This window comes from Deltaproteobacteria bacterium (genome assembly GCA_016931625.1).
Taxonomy (GTDB): Bacteria; Myxococcota; XYA12-FULL-58-9; order XYA12-FULL-58-9; family JAFGEK01; genus JAFGEK01.
Genome location: JAFGEK010000051.1, coordinates 19,127 through 41,682 on the forward strand (window position 1 = coordinate 19,127; position 22,556 = coordinate 41,682).

Annotated in this window: 17 protein-coding genes; 7 read left to right on the top strand and 10 right to left on the bottom strand. The window is 40.5% G+C overall.

The window, feature by feature from the left end; genetic code table 11:
- Positions 1-13 precede the first annotated feature (13 nt).
- Genes JW841_04250 through JW841_04265 form a run of 4 tightly spaced genes read left to right on the top strand, consistent with a single transcriptional unit; the run spans position 14 to position 5,351 of the window.
- Positions 14-1,735, top strand: coding sequence for an iron hydrogenase small subunit (locus tag JW841_04250; protein MBN1960134.1), 1,722 nt, complete (start codon positions 14-16; stop codon positions 1,733-1,735).
- Complete coding sequence (locus JW841_04255; GenBank protein MBN1960135.1) at positions 1,736-3,802, top strand: 4Fe-4S binding protein; 2,067 nt, start codon at positions 1,736-1,738, stop codon at positions 3,800-3,802.
- Positions 3,803-3,809: 7 nt separating this feature from the next.
- On the top strand, positions 3,810-4,211 hold the full coding sequence (locus JW841_04260) for a response regulator (protein MBN1960136.1): 402 nt from the start codon (positions 3,810-3,812) through the stop codon (positions 4,209-4,211).
- A 21-nt stretch (positions 4,212-4,232) separates the two neighbouring features.
- On the top strand, positions 4,233-5,351 hold the full coding sequence (locus tag JW841_04265) for a response regulator (protein MBN1960137.1): 1,119 nt from the start codon (positions 4,233-4,235) through the stop codon (positions 5,349-5,351).
- Between the two features lie 172 nt (positions 5,352-5,523).
- Here the strand turns inward: JW841_04265 and JW841_04270 are convergent, their stop codons facing one another.
- From JW841_04270 to JW841_04305, 8 genes are all read right to left on the bottom strand, one after another.
- Positions 5,524-7,209 carry a hypothetical protein gene (locus JW841_04270; protein MBN1960138.1) on the bottom strand — a complete coding sequence of 562 codons (1,686 nt, stop codon included), beginning with the start codon at positions 7,207-7,209 and terminating at the stop codon, positions 5,524-5,526.
- An 86-nt stretch (positions 7,210-7,295) separates the two neighbouring features.
- Positions 7,296-8,075, bottom strand: coding sequence for a DUF4292 domain-containing protein (locus tag JW841_04275; GenBank protein MBN1960139.1), 780 nt, complete (start codon positions 8,073-8,075; stop codon positions 7,296-7,298).
- 12 nt (positions 8,076-8,087) lie between these two features.
- Complete coding sequence (locus JW841_04280) at positions 8,088-9,911, bottom strand: tetratricopeptide repeat protein (GenBank protein MBN1960140.1); 1,824 nt, start codon at positions 9,909-9,911, stop codon at positions 8,088-8,090.
- 54 nt (positions 9,912-9,965) lie between these two features.
- Positions 9,966-11,882, bottom strand: coding sequence for a zinc-ribbon domain-containing protein (locus JW841_04285; GenBank protein MBN1960141.1), 1,917 nt, complete (start codon positions 11,880-11,882; stop codon positions 9,966-9,968).
- A 99-nt stretch (positions 11,883-11,981) separates the two neighbouring features.
- Positions 11,982-12,719 (bottom strand): TlyA family RNA methyltransferase, encoded by a 738-nt coding sequence (locus tag JW841_04290; protein ID MBN1960142.1) that lies wholly within the window; start codon positions 12,717-12,719, stop codon positions 11,982-11,984.
- Positions 12,700-12,951, bottom strand: coding sequence for an exodeoxyribonuclease VII small subunit (xseB, locus tag JW841_04295; protein MBN1960143.1), 252 nt, complete (start codon positions 12,949-12,951; stop codon positions 12,700-12,702). The genes JW841_04290 and xseB overlap by 20 nt, the downstream gene beginning before the upstream one ends.
- A gap of 48 nt (positions 12,952-12,999) precedes the next feature.
- Positions 13,000-14,358, bottom strand: coding sequence for an exodeoxyribonuclease VII large subunit (gene xseA / locus JW841_04300; GenBank protein ID MBN1960144.1), 1,359 nt, complete (start codon positions 14,356-14,358; stop codon positions 13,000-13,002).
- 25 nt (positions 14,359-14,383) lie between these two features.
- Positions 14,384-16,672 carry an FHA domain-containing protein gene (locus tag JW841_04305; protein ID MBN1960145.1) on the bottom strand — a complete coding sequence of 763 codons (2,289 nt, stop codon included), beginning with the start codon at positions 16,670-16,672 and terminating at the stop codon, positions 14,384-14,386.
- Between the two features lie 208 nt (positions 16,673-16,880).
- Between JW841_04305 and JW841_04310 the strand changes: the two genes are divergently transcribed.
- Positions 16,881-17,996 (top strand): UTP--glucose-1-phosphate uridylyltransferase, encoded by a 1,116-nt coding sequence (locus tag JW841_04310; protein ID MBN1960146.1) that lies wholly within the window; start codon positions 16,881-16,883, stop codon positions 17,994-17,996.
- Between the two features lie 51 nt (positions 17,997-18,047).
- Positions 18,048-18,521 (top strand): hypothetical protein, encoded by a 474-nt coding sequence (locus JW841_04315; protein MBN1960147.1) that lies wholly within the window; start codon positions 18,048-18,050, stop codon positions 18,519-18,521.
- A 220-nt stretch (positions 18,522-18,741) separates the two neighbouring features.
- On the opposite strand, the gene JW841_04320 is transcribed toward JW841_04315, so the two are convergent.
- Both JW841_04320 and JW841_04325 read right to left on the bottom strand, forming a co-directional pair.
- The gene (locus tag JW841_04320; GenBank protein ID MBN1960148.1) at positions 18,742-19,323 is read right to left on the bottom strand and encodes a DUF2378 family protein; all 582 of its coding nucleotides are present in this window, start codon (positions 19,321-19,323) and stop codon (positions 18,742-18,744) included.
- Positions 19,320-19,928: a hypothetical protein gene (locus JW841_04325; GenBank protein MBN1960149.1), complete on the bottom strand. Its 609-nt coding sequence runs from the start codon at positions 19,926-19,928 to the stop codon at positions 19,320-19,322. The genes JW841_04320 and JW841_04325 overlap by 4 nt, the downstream gene beginning before the upstream one ends.
- A gap of 231 nt (positions 19,929-20,159) precedes the next feature.
- On the opposite strand from JW841_04325, the gene JW841_04330 reads away from it, so the two are divergent.
- The gene (locus tag JW841_04330) at positions 20,160-22,556 is read left to right on the top strand and encodes a glycosyl transferase family 36 (GenBank protein MBN1960150.1); all 2,397 of its coding nucleotides are present in this window, start codon (positions 20,160-20,162) and stop codon (positions 22,554-22,556) included.

The window sequence follows — 22,556 nt, forward strand, 5'->3', positions numbered from 1 at the left end:
AGAGGGATAAAACGTGTTTCAAATACAAGTAAATGACAAAAACGTCGACGCCAAAGATGGCGAGATGCTCTTAGCAACTCTTAAACGTGCTGGTATCCATGTACCAACCTTGTGCAACATGGCCGACATGTTACCTACCGGCGCTTGTCGTCTGTGTGTCGTTGAAGTTGAAGGTGCACCAAATTTAGTGCCAAGTTGTGCTTTCCCGGTACGCGAAGGCATGAAAGTTAAAACTCATTCGCTGCGTGCGGTAAGGGCGCGTAAAACTATTGTTGAATTATTACTAGCCAATCACCCTGATGACTGCCTTTATTGTGCACGCAATAATAACTGTGAGTTACAATCTCTTGCTGAAAATTTAGGGGTACGCCAACGTCGTTATATAGGTAATAAAAAAGAGCGTAAAATCGACGCTTCAAGCCCTTCAATTGTACGCGACCCGGCAAAATGCATCTTATGCGGTAAATGTGTGCGCGTTTGCGAAGAAGTACAAGGTGTGTCTGCTTTAGATTTTGTTGGTCGTGGTTCAAAAACTGAAGTTAGCACTGTATTTAATCAAGGTCTTAATGTCTCAAGCTGTATTGCTTGTGGGCAATGCATAATGGTGTGCCCAACTGGTGCTTTAACTGAACAAAGTAATTTTCGCGCCTTGCTTGATGCAATTGGCAAACCCGACAAACGCGTGCTTGTACAAATAGCACCCGCGGTTTCTGTTACTCTTGGTGAATTATTTGGGGTAAAGCCTGGTGTTGATATAGCAGGTGTACTTAATGCAGCCCTGCGTCGGCTTGGTGTTGATCGCGTATTTGATACTGCCTTTTCTGCTGATCTTACTATCATGGAAGAAGGCTCTGAGTTAGTGCAGCGTCTAACTCTTGGTGGCACTTTGCCAATGCTCACCAGTTGCTCTCCAGGTTGGATCAAATTCATGGAGAGTTTTTATCCAGAACTCCTACCGCATTTATCTACTTGCAAAAGCCCGCAACAAATGCTCGGTGCGGTGTTGAAAAGTTTCTATGCACAACGAGAAAATATTGCTCCTGAGCAAATTTTTAGCGTATCGATTATGCCTTGTACGGCGAAAAAATTTGAAGCTGGTCGCCCGGAAATGCTAAATGACGAATTAGCGGACGTTGATCTTGTGCTTACCACTCGTGAGCTGGCGCGAATTATTCGCATGCGGGGTATTGATCTTAATTCACTTGAACCCGAACCCGCTGACACACCTTTTGGTGAGCGCAGTAGTGCCGGTAAATTATTTGGCGCAACCGGTGGAGTAATGGAAGCTGCACTACGTAGTGTCCATTATTTGATAACCGGCAAAGAGATTGAAACTCCAAAAATTACCCCTATTCGTGGGCTCAATGGCATTAAACAAGCTGAAGTTGCTATCGCTGACACCAAATTAAAAGTGGCGGTGGTTAGCGGCCTTAGTAATGCCAGAATTATTCTTGATGAAATACGTAAGGGTAATTCTCCTTACCATTTTGTCGAAGTTATGACCTGCCCTGGTGGTTGTATCGCTGGTGGTGGTCAGCCAATTGGTGCCAACGTCGATGCTATACGTGCACGCATGCAAGCTCTCTATAAAATTGACCGTGAGGCAAAATTACGCACCTCACATCAAAATGCTTCAGTGCAGCGTTTATATGATGAGTACCTAGGTAAACCACTAAGTGAAAAAAGCCACCATCTCTTACATACTCATTATACTCCGCGCGAGGTGGTAAAATAAATGGAGGCGCTTACCGATACTCCTTTGGTCTCAACGATCAAGGAGCTCTGTCGGTTATGCTACATGTGTGTACGCGAATGCCCTGCAAATGCAATACGCATTAAAAATGGTCAGGCTGAAGTTATCGAAGCACGCTGTATTGGTTGTGGTAGCTGCATAAAAGTATGCAGTCAACGTGCAAAACAATTTCAACGCAGTACTGATGCAGTAAATGCTAAACTTGCCAGTGGTAAATTGGTTGCTGCTTTAGCGCCAAGCTTTCCCGCCGAATTTTCAGGTTTACCAGCAACCAGCATTGTAGGCATGATACGCGCATTAGGTTTTACTAAAGTATTTGAAGTTGGTTTTGGCGCTGATTTATTAGCCGTACGCTACCGTCAATTATTACAAAATAAAACCTCAGCACTTAATCGTCCTAATACATCTACCTCACCAACTAGTTCTACCGGTACCCTTGCCAATCCACCACCACAATGGATTGGTACACTCTGCCCTGCGATATTTGGTTATGTAGAGCGTTATTACCCAGATCTGCTGCCCGCGCTTGCTCCTTTAGTCTCACCAATGATTGCCATGGCTCGCTGTATCAAAAAAATGCACGGCTCAGATGTTAAAGTTGTTTTTATTGGACCCTGTATTGCTAAAAAACGCGAAGCCTTAAGTCATACTGTTGCAGGGGATGTCGATTACGTACTTACATTTATCGAACTGCGGGAACTACTTGATCGCTATAATATTACTTCAGAAAACATTACCCCGTATGAATTTGATGAACCCCGCGCTGGTAAAGGTACTTTATTACCTTTCTCAGGTGGGTTTTTAGAAGCTGCCGAACTTGATCGCGGCCTAATTTGGGATGATGTCATGGCTGCCGAAGGGCGTAGCACCGCCTTTGACGCTATTGATGAATTTGCCAAAGGTTCAATAGAAGCCAAACTCCTAGAAACCCTCGCTTGCAAAGGCTGCATTTCTGGACCTGGTATTATTGCATCTGACTCGTTATTTTCTAAGCAAGCTGCGGTGGGGCGTTATGCTCGTGAACGTTTAACCACATTTGATTCGGATGCCTGGCGTCGTGCGATTAATGAATTTAATCAGCTTGATTTAAATCGTTCGTTTGAAAATTTTGACCAACGTTTAGTTGACCCTACTAATGATGAGCTAAATAAAATTCTCAAACGTATGGGCAAAAACAAGATCGAGGATGAACTTAACTGTGGTGCTTGTGGTTATGATAGTTGTCGTGCTCATGCGCGTGCTGTGCATGCAGGTCTGGCCGAGCCTGAAATGTGTTTGCCTGACACTATCGAACAATTACGCCACGCCTTAGGTGAGCTTGATATCTCTCATAAACAACTAGCCAACGCCCAAGAAGAATTATTACGTGCTGAAAAACTTGCAAGTATGGGACAACTTGCTGCTGGGATTGCTCATGAAGTTAACAATCCCTTAGCAGTAATACTTATGTATACCCATCTATTGCTCGATGATTGTCCGGTAGAGTATCCCATGCGCCCAGATTTATTAATGGTTGTTGAACAAGCTTCACGATGCCAACGCATTGTTTCTGGGCTATTGAATTTTTCACGACATAATAAAGTATTATTACAGCCTACGCTGCTACGTGATTTAGTAGATCGCAGCGCCCGCGTACTTTCGGCCCCTGATAATATTACCTTCGAATTTATTCACGATATTGCAGGTGAAGCTGAAATCGATCGCGATCAAATCACTCAAGTATTAATGAACCTGATAAAAAATGCTTACGATGCTATGCCAAATGGAGGAGAACTTACCATACGTACAGGGGGAGATGATGAACACGTTGGGTTTACGGTAACTGATACTGGTAGTGGTATTAGTGCCGCTGATATGAGTAAATTATTTCAACCTTTTTTTACGACAAAACCTATGGGCCAAGGTACCGGTTTAGGTCTATCAATTGCTTATGGCATTGTTAAAATGCACCGCGGAGAAATGAAAGTAGAATCTAATTGCGACCCATCAAGGGGAAGTACTGGAACTACTTTTACTGTAACTCTTCCGCGTTACACTCAGCAGCTTTGAGAAAAAAATGGAAACTAGCAAAACAAACAACTCAAAAACAATTTTAATTGTTGACGATGATCCCGATTTTTTACTGCAAACACGTATGCAGCTTGAAGCCGCAGGATACAACATTCTAAGTGCTCATAGCCTTAAAGAGGCTGAAGAAATCATGGTCGATAATCGCCCAGACTTAGTGGTTGCCGATTTAATGATGGAGTACATGGATGCTGGCCTCGTCTTATGTCATCGGGTTAAGAAGAAAGACCCCAATACCCCAGTAATATTAGTCTCTGCGCTTACAAGCCAAACCGGTATGGCTTTTGAATCAAGTCTCGATAAAAGCAATGGTTGGATAAAAGCTGACGCAGTTCTCACTAAACCCATGCGAGCTGAACAACTCAAGCGCGAGATCGAACGATTGCTTTAAGAAAAGTTGTTACTAATGGATGTGTTGCGTGTATTAGTGGTGGATGATGAACTGGGCATGCGTGTAGGCGCAGCCCGAGTACTTGAACGTTTGCGCCTGCATCTACCTGAGCTAGATCAACATGAAACTAGCTTTGTGGCAACACAGGCTGAAAGTGGTGAACAAGCCTTAAATATTATGGCGCAATCATCTCCTGATATTTTGCTGTTAGATTATAAATTGCCAGGAATATCCGGCCTTGATGTCTTAGCTGAAATTTCCTCCCGTTCATATGATGTCTTAACTATTATGATTACTGCTTATGCTACTCTTGATACCGCAATAGTCGCTACCCAACGCGGGGCTTTTGACTTTTTAGCTAAGCCATTTACCCCTGACGAATTACGTACCACCGTTTTAAAAGCGGCAAAACATGTAGTGCTTAATCGCCACGCCCGCCAACATGCCGATGAAAAACGACGCTTGCGTTTTGAATTTATCTCGGTGCTTGCTCATGAACTCAAAGCGCCCTTAGCTGCGGTCGAAGGCTATATCATGGCAATGCAAGACCGTTCACTTGGTGATGAATTACCAAGCTATTTGCCCATGCTTGATGCTAGCCTAGTTAGGCTTCACGGTATGCGTAAATTGGTTACTGATTTACTCGATATGACTAGACTTGAATCCGGGCAGCGAAAACGCGAACTTGAAAAACTTGATATTGTTGAAGTTGCAAAAGCTGCTATCGAAACGGTAAGTAGTGAAGCCCAAAGTCGTCTTGTTAGTATAACCTTACAATCCCAAACTCCCGTGTATATTACTGCCGACCGTTATGAAATTGAATTAGTACTGCTTAATCTATTAACTAACGCTATTAAATATAATCGTAAAAACGGTAAAGTCGAAATATTTGTAGAAACTAAAAATCAAAAAATCATAATTAAAATTACTGATACCGGCATTGGTATGAATACTGAAGAAGTCGCGCGTATCTTTAAAGAGTTCGTACGTATTCGCAATAATAAAACACGCTTAATCCCAGGTAGTGGTTTAGGATTGGCTACTGTTCGTAAAGTTGCCATGCTCTATGGCGGCAATGCTACTGTGAAAAGTGAACCTGATAAAGGTACGACAGTAGAAGTAATTTTAAATAGTAAATAACAAACTTTCTTAACTATTTTCTATTAGCCTGTTCACAATTAAGGTTTTTTGTAATAAACGATTTGATATATTTAAAATATAATGCAACCCACTTAGCGACACTACTTGTGCGGTATTTGATGGTATTCAGCTAACTGATCAACAAATTGGTGGGGTTAGTTTTAAAAAGTCGTTAAGATAATAGTTTTTGTGCAACTTCAAGTGCTTTTTTCGTACGTTCCATTAAATCATGATAGCGGTCATGATTGTTATGCAATGCGGTAACTTGTTCACCTGAAGCATTAAGTTCTTCTTCTAGGCTTTGGATTCTGCTACGTGATTGTTCAATCGAAGCTTTTAATTTTTCAATCGCTTCATCACGCACTTTAATGCTGTAATTTAGTTCATCGGTTGTTGTTTGGGTGTGTCTTTCAATATCAGCTATTTGTTCATTGAGGTGTGCAACATCTTCTTCAAATTTTGCTATCTTTTCGTCACGCTCACTTAAAGCTTGACGCTGTGATTCAATGGCACCTTTTAATTTTTCAATTGCTTGATCGCGTACTTCAATATCGTGATTGCTTTGCTCTTTTAAGGTATTTAATTCATTTGTTGAATCTGTAAACTCTTGTTCTTTTTCACCAAGTGAACCTTTAAGTTCTCCGATTTGTTGATCACGTTCGCTAATTGCTTCACGCTGGCGCTCAACTGCTTCTTTTAATTTATCTATTGCTTCATCGCGTACACCAATATCATTAGTTGCGTTTTCTTGATGCGTTTCAAGTTCGTGAGTTAATTCAGCTACGCGTGACTCGAGATCGGTCTTCTCGGTAGCCAGTTCATCATTTAGTTGTGACAATTGACCAGAAAGAGACTCAATTTGTTGTTCACGATCGATAATAGCTTCTCGTTGTTTTTCTATACTAGCGCGCAATTTCTCAATTGCTTCATTACGCACACCTAAATCTCGCTCGAGTGCGTCTTTGGTTTCTAAAGCTTCTTCACGGGCTATTTCGAGTTCAGAGGCTATTTCACCTACTCGACGCTCAAGTTCATTAACCCGCTCTTCTTTTTCTTGCAGTTGCTTACTAAGTTCAGAATTATCTTCTTGGCGCCCTTGGCGTTCTTGCTCGAGTTCTTGATTCAAATCATTTATCTGATTTTTATAACCATTAACTTCATCATCATGCTCGGCAAGTTTTAGTTTAAGTTCTTTTTCTTGTTCATCTTTTTGCGCAAAAGCGGCAGTAACTTTTTGACCATACGCATCAAATTCTTGCTTTTTCTGTTCAATAAAATGCTCAAGCATCTGTAGTTTTTGCGTTAATTCGGTACTTTTTTGGGCAGTTTCATCAGCGCGATTTTTTTCTTTATCGATCAAGCCTTCAACAATATCCATCTCGCGCTCGCGTACTTGCCATGCGTCGCGAAATTTGGCGGCTTGAGTTTCTAAACGTTTGAGTTTTTCACGAAAATACTCAACTTTTTCTTCAAGACCAGCACGAGCAGATAAGCTGGGTACAGCTTCAGAAACAAATAAATCTTCAAATTGGGTACGACCAGTCCATTGACCAGTAAATACCGGCGCCCCTGCGGTAGCGCCAGCAGCCCGACGAGCGCGCACTGGGGGTGGTACTAAAGGCGGTGGGCCGGCACGAGGTGGGATAGGCGAACCATCTGTTTGCTCAGCTGAGCGTGATTGCTCTGCTTCATTTGAGGTATCGCTACCACTTGAAAAAACCTGCGTGTCGGCATCAGAATCTGAATCTGACTGTGTTGTTTCTAATGCCGCACCAGTAGCCGAAGCTTCTGGTTGTTCTGGTTTTCCCAACCCATCAAGAGCAGCATCAAGGTCATTGAGATCGAGGGCCCCGCCCATCGTCACTCCGATATTTGTGTGTATGTTTAAGTTCGTATCAAGTCTATCAAGCTACCAATCTCTGTCAACTTACTCAATTTATATTGTTATAGATGCTCAAGAGCAATGCCCGCAGGCGGATTAAGCACAAAAGCTTCAGCTTCTATGGCAAAATTTACCTCAATATCACGAAAAACTGCGATAAACTCGATCTTTGCGCTGGGAACCTTAACCTGCAAAATCTGTGGTAATCCATTTTTATCATAATTTTTAAAATTCACCTGTGAAATAAGTTGCCCTGCAAAAAAATCCTTTGCTTGTTTTAGCTGCTTTGTTTGGGGATCTATTTCTACTTCACGATCGTGAGAATTTTCTTGCCAACGTAAAATAAACACCCCTTTTTTTTCTTGATAAAGCAATTTGGCGGTTTCAGGTATGTCTATCTCGCCAAAAAGTAATTTGTTCCAACTTTCTGCATTTAATTGTAGAGGAGCAAAAGGTAATAAACGATCAAGATTTTTCACATTTGCAGGCCCATAAATAAACTTTGAGTTCTTAACATCTAACGCCTGTAATTCAATACCATTGGTAGCAAATGCTGAAATTACTCCACCATGTGGTCCCATCATTTCACAGCGCATACTGGCGGGGCGCTTTATTGCAATAGTACCAGTCGTACGTACTCGTCCTTCAGGACCAAAATAGGTAATACGAATTTCAGCAACATAACTTGACCATTTAACTTTATGAGAATCTATCTGAGCTAAAAACTCAGTAGTACTTTTTACCGTAAATTGTTCAGAAAGTGCCACTTGATGCGCACAAGCTTCAACAAACAAAACAAATACTAAGTTAACATAAATGCTACGGTGCTGAGCCCTATTCATATCGTTGATCTCTTATAATTTGTCTTGTAATTTTTTTCGTATATTAATTGCTGGCCGCATTTTTAGTGCCTTAATAAAACACTGTTTAGCATCATTTGATCGCCCTAATGATAAGTAAACCTCACCTAAGTGAAATAATATTTCTGGATCATTCGGGTCATATACCGCTGCATCTTCAAGTATTCTAACCGCGGCTTTATTCTTGCCTTGACGATATAATAGCCAACCTAAACTATCTACGATGTAGCTATGTGATGAAGCTAAACGATATGCACGCCTCAACATAATTTCAGCCCGTCTAAGATTGATATTAGCATCTGTCATAATAAACCCTAGAGCATTAAGTAATGCGGGATCTTGTGGATTCTGTTGCAGCATTTTTTCTAACACGGAAATTGCAAGAGCATTTTTATTATCACGAGAAGCCATATGGGCATATAACAATAAGGTTTTTCTATCAGGTTTTGCCTTTGCTATATGACGGGCAATGAAGGCAAAAGCTTCAACAGGGTAATTAAAATAATCAAAAAGTAGTGCATCAACTAATAAACTATTTAGTGATGATATTTTTGCACCAAAAAGACGAAGTAATTTCTGTCGCCATAGATTGGCTTTAGCAATATTTGGTGCGTATCGCATAATAATATTTAAATCACTAATTAACTCCTCATCTATATTGCTCATTGGCAAAGCAGTAGCGAATTCATTAAGCATTGCAGCGAAATTACCTAAAGCAGCAAAGCATTCGCCACGTAGATGATAAACTTTTAAGTTTGGTGAATTAATTTCGTTTAATAATTTTATGCAACTAGCAGCATCATTATTTTTTAACGCTATCGTTGCCAGCATTAAGCGCGGTTCAACATTTGTAGGCCAATCATGCACAGCTTCTCTTAATATTGTAGTAGCGGTTTGAGTTTTCTGGCTACCGATATCGAAAGCCACTATTCTTAAATGGCTGATAAGATCTCCTTTTGCAATTCGCAGCACTGCATCGTGATAAGTCTCACTTGCTGTATCATTGGCTTTTCTAAGTAAATATATTAATTCTAAGTAATATTCTAATTGATCAGGATAATATTGAAACAATGGTATCAGCGCTTGAGCCGCTGCGGCAAAATCACCTTGTAAATTTCGTAATCTAACTTCACCTAAAACCGCTTCAATATAACTTGGACGTTGAACACGTGCATGTTGATACATCGCTATTGCAGCGTCTAAATGGCCATAATCCTCAAAAATTGCGGCTAAATCATTAGTTAAAGTTGCATTAGCAGGCAGACGCTTTATCAATATCTTTGCTTTTTGCAAAGCTGTAGTAAATTGCTGCATTGATAAAAGTGTTTCAACTAAAGGCGGAGTAGCTCGTTCAATTAAGTCATCATCTGCAAGTGCTTTAGTTAATGCCTGTTGTGCAACAACATAATTACTCTGTGATAAAGCCTGTTCTCCTGCAATAAAATTTAAAATGGGTGATGCGGGGTATTTCTGTAGGCCCTCAGCTAAAATATATTTAGCTTGATTATAATTGCCACTATAATTCAAAGCAGTAAAAAGATATTTATAAATAGTCGGTGAATTAGAATCTATTTCTAAAGCTAGTTGTAATTCTTTTACAGCATCGGTGTGCTTGCCAATCGTGATTAAATAAAGACCTCGCACTACTCGATTTAAAACAGCAAAATCAGATTTTGATGTTGATAAATCACCAATAAATTGCGTATTTTTTGAAGAAGTAGCCGGTGATAACGAAGAACTTGCACATGAGCTAGCAATTACCCATAAAATGGTGCTGTTTAAAAAAAGTGCTCTTGGGTAATTAAGTAATATATTCAATACCTTTCCGCCACGGTATTAATATTTGCTTTGATTGTTCATGTTTATATTTTTTTAACGATTACGCTTTTTACCTTTTCGTTTCTGGCGATTTTTACCTTTCTTCATTACTGGCGAATTTGCTGTATCTTTCTCGACTTTTGGAGCTAATGTTTCAGGTACTGGCTCAGGAGCTAACGCTTGTTCTAACTCAGCTAATGCTGAAATTGCCCGATCATGTTCAGGCACCGATGAAATAATTTCTTTAAATAATTTTGCCGCTTGCTCAGTATCACCTGCGTGAAATAATTCGCGCGCAAGATCAAAACGAACACGCTGAAAATTAGGTTCAAGCTTTAAGGCGGCCTTATAAGCATTTAGTACTCGAGCCCTATCTTCATCCTGACGCGACCATATTACCCCACGTATATACGCAGTCATTGCATCTGGAGGGTTGCTAATATCAAACTGCGCTCCTGAACCAAGACGTAGCTCAACACTACGTTTTAACATTTCTTCGGCCTTAGGCATTAAAGCAAAATCACTCGAATAACAAAAACCCGCCGCTAATAATAACTCAGGAGAATTTGGGTAGTTCTTAACCGAATCAGTTAATAATGTTAAAGCAGCATCTAATTCTTCATCGGCTTCATTGTTTAATTGTTTTATTTGCTCTTCTAATTTACTGAACAAGTGACGAATTTCTTCACGTTTAACTTGCTGCATTTCAGCTGTATCAATATCACTATCAAGATCACTAGCAGAAGAAATGTTGGTCTCGGTTCGTTTGAACTGAACCTGCAGTTGTTCAATAGTAAAACGTTTGTTTAGCCCACGAAAAACATGAATTAATCCAGCATAGGCATTAGCTAACGGATAATCTGGTTCAATCGCATATGCTTTTTCAAGTTCATCCTGAGCTTTAGTATAAGCAGATTCAGTATCAAGCATTATAAGCTGCCATGCTTGTTTTGTCGCAGAAACTGCGTAAGGGGCAACTGTATGATGATATGCTAAAAACCGATCAATGGTTAACTTTCGCACCTGAGGAATATACATTACCGCAAAAGTTGCTCCACCACCTAAGATAAGAATGATTAACAGCAAGATTAACCAAACTTTACTCTTTGATTTTTTTATAGCAGGCGCAATTGCACCGTTACTAATTATCAGCTGTTGATTTGCTTGAACAGATGATGAACTGACCGCGGAACTACTTGTTGATAATGGATCTATTGCAGCATTGCTGCTATCTATAGTGAAATCTTGCCCAGTCGCCGGTGTAATTGACTCACTATTAAATGTATTGGCATCAACTTCTGGTTCGATCTCAGGTTCAAGTGTAACTTCTGAGATATCAAGATTATCATCAGGCATCTCAAGTTCATTTGAAGATAAAATAGCAAAATCAGTTTCGTCGGGTTCGCTTAATTCGCTAAGACCAACAGGGTCCTCAATTTTTGTTATTTCTGGAGGTTCGCTTACTTGCGCTTTATGTGATTTTAGCGGTGGTGGCGAAGGTGGACTAATAGGTGGTGTTACTACTGTAGCTTCAGCTTGCGGTTCTTTTACAAGAGATGGCATTAGAGTATTTCTACCATTATTTTCAATACCAGCACTTGCAATATCACTGTAAATTCCTGGTCCGGTAACTTGAGTAACTTCACTTACACCGCTAGCACTTTCTTTATCACTTGTTGCTTCTAAATTAACTTTTGTGGCTGTCTGTTCAGGATTAGCAGAGACAAAAAATATCGACTGACATTGAGTACATTGAGCGTCATAACCACCTGCAGGTATATCTGAAGCAGCAAAACGATATATCGTATTACATTTATTACATGTAACCGTAATTTGATCTTTACTCTTTGGTTGCGGCGATACAAAAAAGATATGCTTACAATGGGTACATTGAGCGTCATAACCTTCGCTTGGAATTGCCTTTGGGTCAAATTCGTAGGTCGCACCACAGTTATCACAAGCCACTTGCATTTTATAATCCACTACTCCAAGCCAGTACTTGGCTAATAAAAGGTATACTACTGAATATTAGCACCAACTTAATAATTCGTTACAGTAACAATCTTCAGATTACAACAAACAAGCGTATAATAAGAACTCATGATTGCCCTTAGCACCTAAGATCGGTGAGTCAATACTGCGAATATCATTTAAATTTTGATTTTGGCAAAATACTTTAATTTCTTCTAGTGCCAATTTACGCACCATTTCATCACGTACAATTCCGCCCTTGCTTACCGCTTTTGGGCCTACTTCAAATTGCGGTTTAACCAATGCAACTAAATTAGCGTTAGCAGCAGCAAAACGCATTGCGGCGGGAATAACTATTTTCAGTGATATAAAAGAAGTATCAATCACAATAAGAGAACATTTTTCAGTAATTGCATCATTGGCCAGGGTTCTAATATTTGAGCGTTCAAGCAAAACAACACGAGGATCTTGGCGTAACTTCCAATCAAGCTGTCCCCAGCCTACGTCAACGGCATAAACACGACGAGCTCCTTTTTGTAATAAGCAGTCAGTAAACCCGCCTGTAGAAGCGCCAACATCCAGGCAAACTTTATCGTGAACTTCAACAAGAAAAGCGTCTAATGCTGCGGCAAGTTTTAAACCACCACGAGAAACATAAGGGAGGGGGTTATTTTGGAGAAATAACTCCGTTGTGGCGTCAAACATATCGGAAGATTTGTTTACTTTACGATCAGGGCCACTAAAAACTACCCCGGCAATAATTAATGCCTGAGCACGAGTTCGTGTCGGCGCCAAACCTTGGTCAACTACAAGATGATCAGCTCGTACCCGTGCCATTCTCAGTAAGATCCAAGTGGCTAATTTTATCACCATCAAGAAGTATTTCGAGACGCTTTTCAGCTAAATCAAGCTGTTTACTACCCTGTTGTGATAATCGTACTCCTTCTTCAAATAATAGCAACGCTTCTTCAAGTTGCACTTGCCCACTTTCGAGTGAACGTGTGATTTCTTCAAGACGTTTAATAATATCTTCAAAACGTGGTCCTTGAGACTCGCGAGAATCACTCATAATGCCTTCTTTATGACATGTCATGGTGCTCTCTGTCGATTGTATGGATTAATTCGATGAAAAAATTTTATTAACCGTAGCACTTATGCCGCCTTTAGCTAAACTTACCTTTATTGCCTCACCTTCTTGCACTTGCTCATAGCTTTGTACCAACTTACCTGAAGCATTTTGAATAATCGCATAACCGCGATCGAGAACACCTAGGGGGGATAAAGCCCGTAATTGTACAGAAAATGAATCCAGACGTTGTTTTCTTGATAATATGTATTGGTAAGTTGCATACCGCATACGATTGTATTGATCTGATAACCTACTGCGTACGTTCACCAAGTGCATACGTGGATGTAAGCCAACAAGACGAGTTTCAAGTTGTTGCAAAGTTAAACGCTTATCTAATAACATACGTTTTATAGCATCACTCTGAGTCATATATGCTTGGCTTAACTGCTGTTGTGGTTGACTTAGCAAACGTCGAGCATCACCTAATTCAGCACGTAGTGCCCTTAAATACATACGTTTTTGCTCAAAAATACGAGCAAATGCAGTGTGCGACCTAAATAATTGTTGTCTTAGTTGCAGCAATAATTCATGGCGATTAGGAAATACTAACTCAGCCGCAGCCGATGGCGTGGGTGCCCGTAAATCGGCAACAAAATCAGCTATAGTAAAATCTGTTTCATGGCCAATTGCACTTACGACGGGAATGCTGGATTCATAAATCGCACGAGCTACACGTTCATCATTAAAGCACCAAAGATCTTCAAGAGAACCACCACCACGAGCAACAATCATCACCTCAAGATTATATTGTTTAGCAAGTTCACTGGCTTTGTAAATGGCGGCAGTAACTAATACTGCCGCTTCACTACCTTGAACTCGCGTAGGAATTACTAAAATTCGCGCATTAGGCCAACGACGCTCTGCTACCTGCACAATATCGCGAATAACTGCACCTGTGGCACTAGTAACTACAGCTACATTTTTAGGTAGTAACGGTAAAGGACGTTTATGTTCTGCTGCAAATAGACCCTCTGCAAATAGGCGTGCCTTAAGTTCTGCAAATGCGGCCTGCAAAGCACCTTCGCCTTTGCTTTGCAACTCATCGATAACTAGTTGATAACGGCCATATGGCCCGTAAATTGTTAGACGACCACGAGCAATAATTTCAATACCATCAACAATGGTTAACTTCTGGGTTGATGCTTCTTTACGAAAAAGTACGGCATTAAGCTGTGAGTCTTTATCTTTAAGCGAAAAATAATGATGACCTGACACTACTTTATGGCCAGAAATTTCACCAACAACTAATACTGAAGAGAAATTACGTTCAAGTAAAACCCGTGCACGAGAATTTATTTGGCTAATAGTAAGTGGTTGTCCGCTTAAATTAAAAAGTTCATCCGCCATTTTGTCTTTAAGTAGCTGATAATATTTATGGCGCCGTTTCGTATTGCTCTAATAATTGCCGTACTTTATCGGCATCCGGTGCGTTAGGATTAGCCTTAAGGTACTGCTTGTAATATTTAGCAGCCTTAGGCCCATTGCCACCGCGTGCATATGCAATACCTAGAGCGCGATAGCACGCTGCGTAATTTTCATCTAAGCTAATACAGCGATTTAAGGCATCAATTGCACCTTTAATATCTCCAGCTTTCAGCATGGCTACTGCATTACCATAAATAATCTTTGCTTCAGCTCGCTTTTCATTAACTTTTGTTTTAGCCGGTGCCGTAGTTGTAGCTGGCTGTGTTGTAAAATCCACAGTTGTTGTTGAAGTAGCCGCAGTTGTTTGCGTCGATGTATTCACATTATCTGTTTTTGGTGGCTTAACATTAGTTTTGGCTGTTGTTTTTGGATTTAGCTTAGCATTAGCAGCCACTGGTGTTGTTTTTGTAGACGTACGATTAGCATAAGCCATTGCTGATGTCGAATGTCGTCCAGATGGCCTATTGGAGCTAGTTCGATCAGCAGCGTTTAAACGACGCTGCGCTATCCGTGCTCGCTCAATCTCACCTCGAATTTGAACGATTTCACCTCTACTATTATCGATGGCCACTATCTCTTGAACATGAGTACTAGCAGTATCAAATTCTTTTGCTGCAAGTGCACTACGCGCCTTAATAATCAAATCTGATATAAGTGCATTACGCACACGTTCTGAAAGTGCTCGCGACTGTTCTGCATAAACACTTGTTGATGGTAGGTTCTGCAATAACTTCCAGGTAGTACGCCAATCACCGGCTGCAACTGACTTTTGCGCTTCTTCATATATCGTTTGTGCTTGGCGTTCATTCTGAGCTTTAGTAATCAATTCACGTCCAGCACTACTATTGGCATCTATACCAAGTATTTGACCACCAATACTAGCAGCTTGCTCCCAACGTCTTTGCGCAAGAAACCCATGGCCTCTACCCAATAATGTTTGAATTTGTTTGTTTTGATCTACCGGATTCTCGCTTGTTGCAGCATTTTTTGCAGCATTACCTACAGGCTCATGCTCACTTCTTTGTTTCAGAACCAGTGCAGTAATCACAGCAACTAACACTAGGGTTAAAACACTACTGCCAATAATAATTGAAGTAGGCAGCGAAATTATCCGTGAAGGCGCCCGCATACGCGATGTTTCATTTATCGATACCGACTCTTCTTTTGCAGTTTCGGCACCGTGAATTGCAGCTAACTCATCAGCACTAAGAGTATAACTTTCTCCTGGAGGTACAAAACGCAATTTGACATGACCAAGCTCTATCAAATCACCTCTTTTTAATTCAGTTTGGGCATAGGTCTCACCATTTATTAAGGTGCCATTAGCGCTTTTCAAATCATGCAGAAGATAACGTTTATTCGAAATGATAATCTTAGCATGATGCCGAGAAACGGAGCGATGATCGATGGTAATATCATTATCGGATGTACGACCAATAACAATATCGCCTTTATTAAGTTCAAATTCACGTCCAGCAAAATTAGTGCTTACACAAATTAATTTTGCTTTTTGTCCAACCAAAGGCGTTGTTGGAGCACGTAACGCCAGTAATTCTTTATCATCCATACGGATAATAGCAGTGGCTTCATGAATATCTGGTTCATCTTCCTCAGGTGCCAGCGGCGCTGGTGGAGGTGGGCCATTTTTAGTGGGGGGCAGCGTTGCTACGGCAGCACGTGGACCTGAATCAGATGCCGGTATTACTCTTGGAGTCTCATCAGATGAACTTGCAGCGTCACTTAAAGCTGTAGCTTCAACATTTTCTTCTGTATTTTCTGATAAAGTGACTTCTGAGGATGATGCCTCTGCTGCATCTGCGCTGCTAACAGTATTTTGTTCTAAATTAGCTTGGCTTAAAGTTGCCTGTGCTTCAGCCTGTACTTCAGGTAGATTTGTTCGTTGGGTAGTCTCTTCTTTGCGACGTTGTAAACCTTCACCACGAAGCTCAATGTGAAAATCGCCGATACGTAATAAATCGCCTTCACGAAGTTCTTGACGACCATGAATACGATCACCATTTATCCAAACACCATTATATGAATCAAGGTCTTCGGCAAAAACTGCCGAATCTTGACGAAACAAACGCGCATGCTGTCTAGATACGTTTCGTTCATCAAGTTTGATAGTGTTTGACTCGAGACGACCAATATCCACTGTACCTAAATCAACAGGGATAATGCTACGACGCCCCTCGTCGTCTTCAATAATCAGTTTGAATGGTGAGCTATCGGCCACGGTGGCTCTCCAAAAATTTCATCAATAAGACTGTATCACCCAAATAACAAGCTATCACAGCCTTACGAGTCTCTCAATTTGACTCAGTCGTTATATACTTATTCAAAAAATGATCTGTTTGGCTATCTGTCTTTTTATATTTCCTTTGTACTTAAGATATCAATACCAATACATTTACATAACCACTGATGCCGTATAGGACAATGGGATGGAAAATCACAGCCTATCATCTTTAAATATTGATAGCGATGAAAAATCCATTCTCTCTCGCTATGGTTTCGATGTCACCACCTTTACAAAGCTGCGCACAAAATTAAAACAAGGGGAATTTTCGCCTGAAAGTAACATAGAGCTAGCTCCAATATCTCCTCCTCAAAATAACGATTTAATGCCGTGGCCGATCGATGACGCAACAAGGCATACTTTTTCCCTTGCTGGCCAAGAGGCAATTAATAGTGGTGATGTCGCTGTGGTTATTCTAAATGGCGGAATGGCTACTCGCTTTGGTGGAATAGTAAAAGGGGTTGTCGAAGTATTGCCCAATTTAAGTTTCATTGGACTTAAACTTCGCGATATCCTTAAAAATAACAGCACTATACCAGTTTTTTTAATGTGTTCTTTTGCTACCGAACATGACACGTTAGAACATCTTGATGCTAAAAATTATTTTGGTTTTCCAAAGCAAAACGTACATTTATTTTCGCAACGAATTAGCATTAGATTAACTCTAGAGGGTGAGCTACTTCGAGATCAACAAAATCGTATTTCTCTATATGCTCCTGGGCATGGTGATATTTTCGAATGTTTGCATGCAGATCCTAATTTTCAAGCTTTTGTAGCTAGTGGCGGCAAACATGTATTTATTTCAAACGTCGATAATATTGGGGCAGCATTATCACCTATAATTTTAGGAGCGCATCTTTATGGTGGTAAAGCAGTGACCGTCGAAGTTGTTAAAAATGATGGTACCGATACTGGCGGCGCTCCGGTTCGTATTCGTGGCGGACTTGAAATATTAGAGGGATTTCGCTTTCCTAAAGACTTCCCCGTAGCTACTTTACCTGCTTTCAACACCAATACAATGTTAGTAGATGTTGATACTATAAGACCAGATTATCCATTTACTTGGTTTCGTGCGGACAAAAAAGTTGACGGAGCCCAAGCCGTGCAATTTGAACGTTTAATGGGGCAAATTACTTCTTTTTGCTCTGCTTTATATTTAATTGTACCACGCCATGATGATGATAGTCGCTTTCAGCCGGTTAAAACTCAAGAAGATCTCGTAAACTTAAAAGAAAAATTACTTAGAAAGACTAAAAAATAAGCATATTTTGAGTTATAATTTGGGGGTGTCTCTATTTTTTGGAGGACTTTAATGCGAGCCTGGGTATTAGCGATATGTTGTATTACCATCGCTTTTAGCACTATTAGCAATGCGCAAGAATCAAACGAAAATACTACTACTGAACCAGAAACAGATAAGGCTAATACGAAACCTGATGCACCAAAAGAATATAAAGTTGAACTAACCAAACCCAAAGAGCTTATTTCAGGTGTGGCCGGTGATTGCGCTTATACCATTACTCCCTTAGCGCCATGGCAAGTAAAATATGAAACACCGTTTTCTGCACAATTAGAGGCCAGTGAACAACTGCAGCTTGAAAAAACAAAGCTTACCGCTAAAGATTTTCTTGACCCAAAAGCCACGAATAAATCAGTACATACCGCATGTACCGCTAATACCACCGGAAAACATACGCTTAAGGCAAAAATCATCTTCTTTTTATGTTCACATGAAATATGCAAACGCACTATCGCGCAAATAACATCGACGATAATTGCTCATTAAATGACCTGGTGGCATTCACATTTATATCATCGCCTTTCATTCCCCGTCCCTTATTCTCTGCTCTTTAAATACGTAAGTTTAAAATCACCTGGTTCAAGATAAACAGTCGGTCATTATATAAAAATGAAGATTTAAAGAACAGAGAATTAGGAATTAGGAATTTTAAGTGAGTTTATTCGAAAAGAGTGTCTATTAAAATAAATGGGGCGTGTCCATAATATTAACTCCATATAAGTTTGTACTCAACTTCATCAAGTGAATGCTGTTTTATGGTAACCTCACCCTGACGTCGATAATCAGTTAGAGCTTGTTCAAAAACCCCAACATGATAACACTCTGGTAAATTCCAAACGCCGCGCAAATGAATTATGGCGCTAGTGGGCGTTTGTTCTTTCACCACTGCAGAACTCAAATTGCCCACCAACGAATAGGCTCTACTAGTAAGACGTAATGCTGCTTCAAAATTACGAGCAGCAATACCAAATAAAACTTTACCAAGCAAACTGGTAGTAAAAACATTATAAGCATCACGACCAAGTTGATAAATTGCTTGGCGTATAGTGAGATTTGGATAGGCTGTTTTGGCGCATTCAAACATGACTTTAACGTGCTCACGTACCGTGTAATCAAGAAATGGCTGATATTTTTTTATTCCCTCTGGAGTACCCCCTTGTTTTTGAACTTTTGCAACAGTTGCATGAATAAACATGCCTTTTACCATAGCGGTTTCAGGTATTTGCGGTAGTAAAGTATTTAAATTTAGTGGCGAAATAAAATCTGGCTTTACAAAATCATCGTTCATGATGACACCTTGTTTTCATATGACGAATTAGGAACATTCACAAGTTTGTGATTAGCAAGTTCGCGAGTTGTACGTGTTAATTTATCAACTAAATGAATAAAATTTTCAGAAATTAAACCCAATGCAAACCACATTGGTGCTATAGCTAAACTTGTATAACGTAAAATATTTAAGACTCCGTCTTGGTAATACCAAATATCGTAGCCGGTAATTGCTTTTAGTATCCAGCCAGTTGAGCATTCCATCGTAAGAATGATTAACATATAAAGACTGCCGCGGACATACCAGGGCCACTTATTTACTCGATGATAGGCTGGTTCAAGGCCAAATAAGGCTATGCTGCCATACACAAAAAACATCCAAAGACTTGCTTGCCCATAAAAAGTGCCAATTGGTGCATACCAAATTTGTTCAAGATGCAAACGATCGTCAACCGCCCATTGAAACTGAAACAGCCAAGCTATAAAAGACGGTAGTTCCCTACCGATTTTTACCATACTATAAAAAGATACTTCGCCAGCAACAAGCATAGAGCCGTAAATAAAGAAACGAAAGGTTGCTCGACGAAAACGCTGTGCCCATGATTTACTGGTTTTTGTAGTCATGTTTGACCAAGCTAGTTTTTATATCATACGAGGAATTTAATTTATTTTTGTAATGATAGCGAGGTCAATTTGATGATCAAATATTATTTCACAGTTGATTATTTTTAGAAAATATATGTATTGCGAGTGCGAATTCGGTTATTTAGGGACTTGGCGGTAACAGTATCATTGCTGTAGGTTGCAGCTCCCTTTTTATCAAAAATTCTTAACACAGGTAGTGAGTTAATTACTATGAATGGATCTTCGCGCATTGAAAATGCTTATGGTTACTATGATGCACCCAACCGGGAGTTTGTAATCACCCGTCCAGATACCCCAACACCTTGGATTAATTATCTTGGTGAAGGGCAATATGGCGGTATCATTTCAAACACTGCTGGGGGGTATTCTTTTGATCGTGATCCTCGTAACCGTCGTGTTACTCGTTATAGATATAATGGCATCCCAGTAGACCAACCTGGTCGCTACATTTATTTACGCGATCAAGAAACTGGTGAGTTTTGGAGCCCAACTTGGCAACCAATTCCACAACGTCAGCTTGAAGACTACGAGTGTCGTCATGGTACAACATATACTCGTATTCAAAGTCAATATAAGGGCATTAATGCAAGCGTTCTTTATTTCGTGCCACTAACCTCAAAAGATGAAACCTGCCCATGTGAATTATGGGTGCTAAAAGTCAAAAATAATAGTGATAAAAAACGCATATTGCGCAGCTTTAGCTATGCCGAATTCAGCTTCCGCGATGCTATGTCAGATATGAACAATCTTGACTGGGCTGCTCATATTCAATTCAGTCGCTATCAAGATAGTATTCAATACGTTGGCACTAAATTTAATCCAACCACCTCATTTATGGCATGTAATGTTACATCTATTGGGCATGATTCAGATCGTGAAGAGTTCATTGGACGTTATCGTGATTTAGCAAACCCAGTTGTCGTCGAAAGTGGTGAACCTCTAAACACCGTTGCTCCCCGAGGTAATAATATCGGCTCTTTCTGCCATGAATTAGTACTTGAGCCCGGCGCTGAAACTGAAATTATCTTCATGCTTGGTATTACTAAAGAAGCCGAACATGTTCCTGAAGTTGTAGCAAAGTATAAAAATTCTGCTGCTGTAAAAAAAGCCTTTGAAACTCTTAAGGCTGACTGGGCAGAATATTTAAGCAAATTTTCGGTTGACACACCTGATCCTGAAACTAATGCAATGCTTAACTTTTGGAATCAGGTGCAATGTCGTACCACTTTGTATTGGTCACGTTTTATTTCAGCGTACGAAACCGGCCTTGGCCGTGGCATGGGTACTCGTGATACTGGTCAAGACACTCTTGGAACTATGCACACAGTACCAGAGCATGCACGCGATATGTTAACCCGTATCTGGCGCTTGCAGTTTCAAGATGGCCATACTTGGCATCAATTTTATCCTCTCACGGGTGAAGGTGGTCCAGGGTTAGCTGCTGAGTATCCTGATTTTCCACAATGGTTTAGTGATGACCATTTATGGTTGATTATTTCTGTATGCGCATATTTACGTGAAACCGGAGACTTTGATTACCTTCAACAACGTGTTTCCTATTGGGACGGTGAAGAAGAAACTATTTGGGAACACATGTTACGTGGTATTAAGTTTACCCTAGAGCACCGCGGGCCTTCAGGACTTCCTCGCATTGGCTTTTCTGATTGGGATGATACCCTCAATATCGATTTTGGTAGCGGTAAAGCCGAAAGCGTGTGGGTAGGCATGCAATTCTGCCGAGCATTACTTGATTTAGCTGAACTCAGTGATCATATCGGAAAACAAGAAGACGCTATACGTTTTCGTAATTTTAAAGCTGAAATGGCAGAAGTTATTAATAAAGTAGCTTGGGATGGTGAATGGTATGCCCGTGCTTATGATAACGAGGGTCAACCAATCGGCGTGGCCAGTGAAACCCATCACAAAATTAACCTCATCCCCCAAGCATGGTCTGTTATTGGAGAAGTTGCTCCTATAGAACGAGCAGAGAAAGCGATGAGCAGCTTACATGAACGGCTTAATACAAAATTTGGTGTGAGCCTTATGTGGCCAGCTTATAATGGTGGCAGCAAACGTGTTCGTGGTACTACTACTTACGTACCAGGGGCTAAAGAAAACGGTGGTATCTTCTGTCACGCTAACTCTTGGGTAATTGTTGCGGCTGCACTGCTTGGTCAAAACGACCGTGCTTATAATTACTACCGTCAAGTATTACCGCTTGCTCGTAAAGACTGTGATCACTTTTTAGTTGAGCCTTATGTTTATTGTCAAAATATTTGCGGCCCAGAACACCCTAAATTTGGTATGGGACGTAACGCTTGGCTTACAGGTACAGCAGCTTGGACATTTGTTGCAGGAACACAATATGTACTAGGCTTACGTCCAACCTACGACGGCTTACAGATTGCTCCAGCGATACCCACTAACTGGCCAGGCTTTACAGCTAAACGCGTGTTTCGTGGCACCACTTACAACATCAAAGTACAAAGAGAAGGACCAGGCCACAATGTTTCATTGATTGTTGATGGACAACCAGTCAAAGGTAATATCGCACCTCTGCCCGCCCAAAAAGGCGGTACTGTTGAAGTAATCGCCAAACTTTCATAA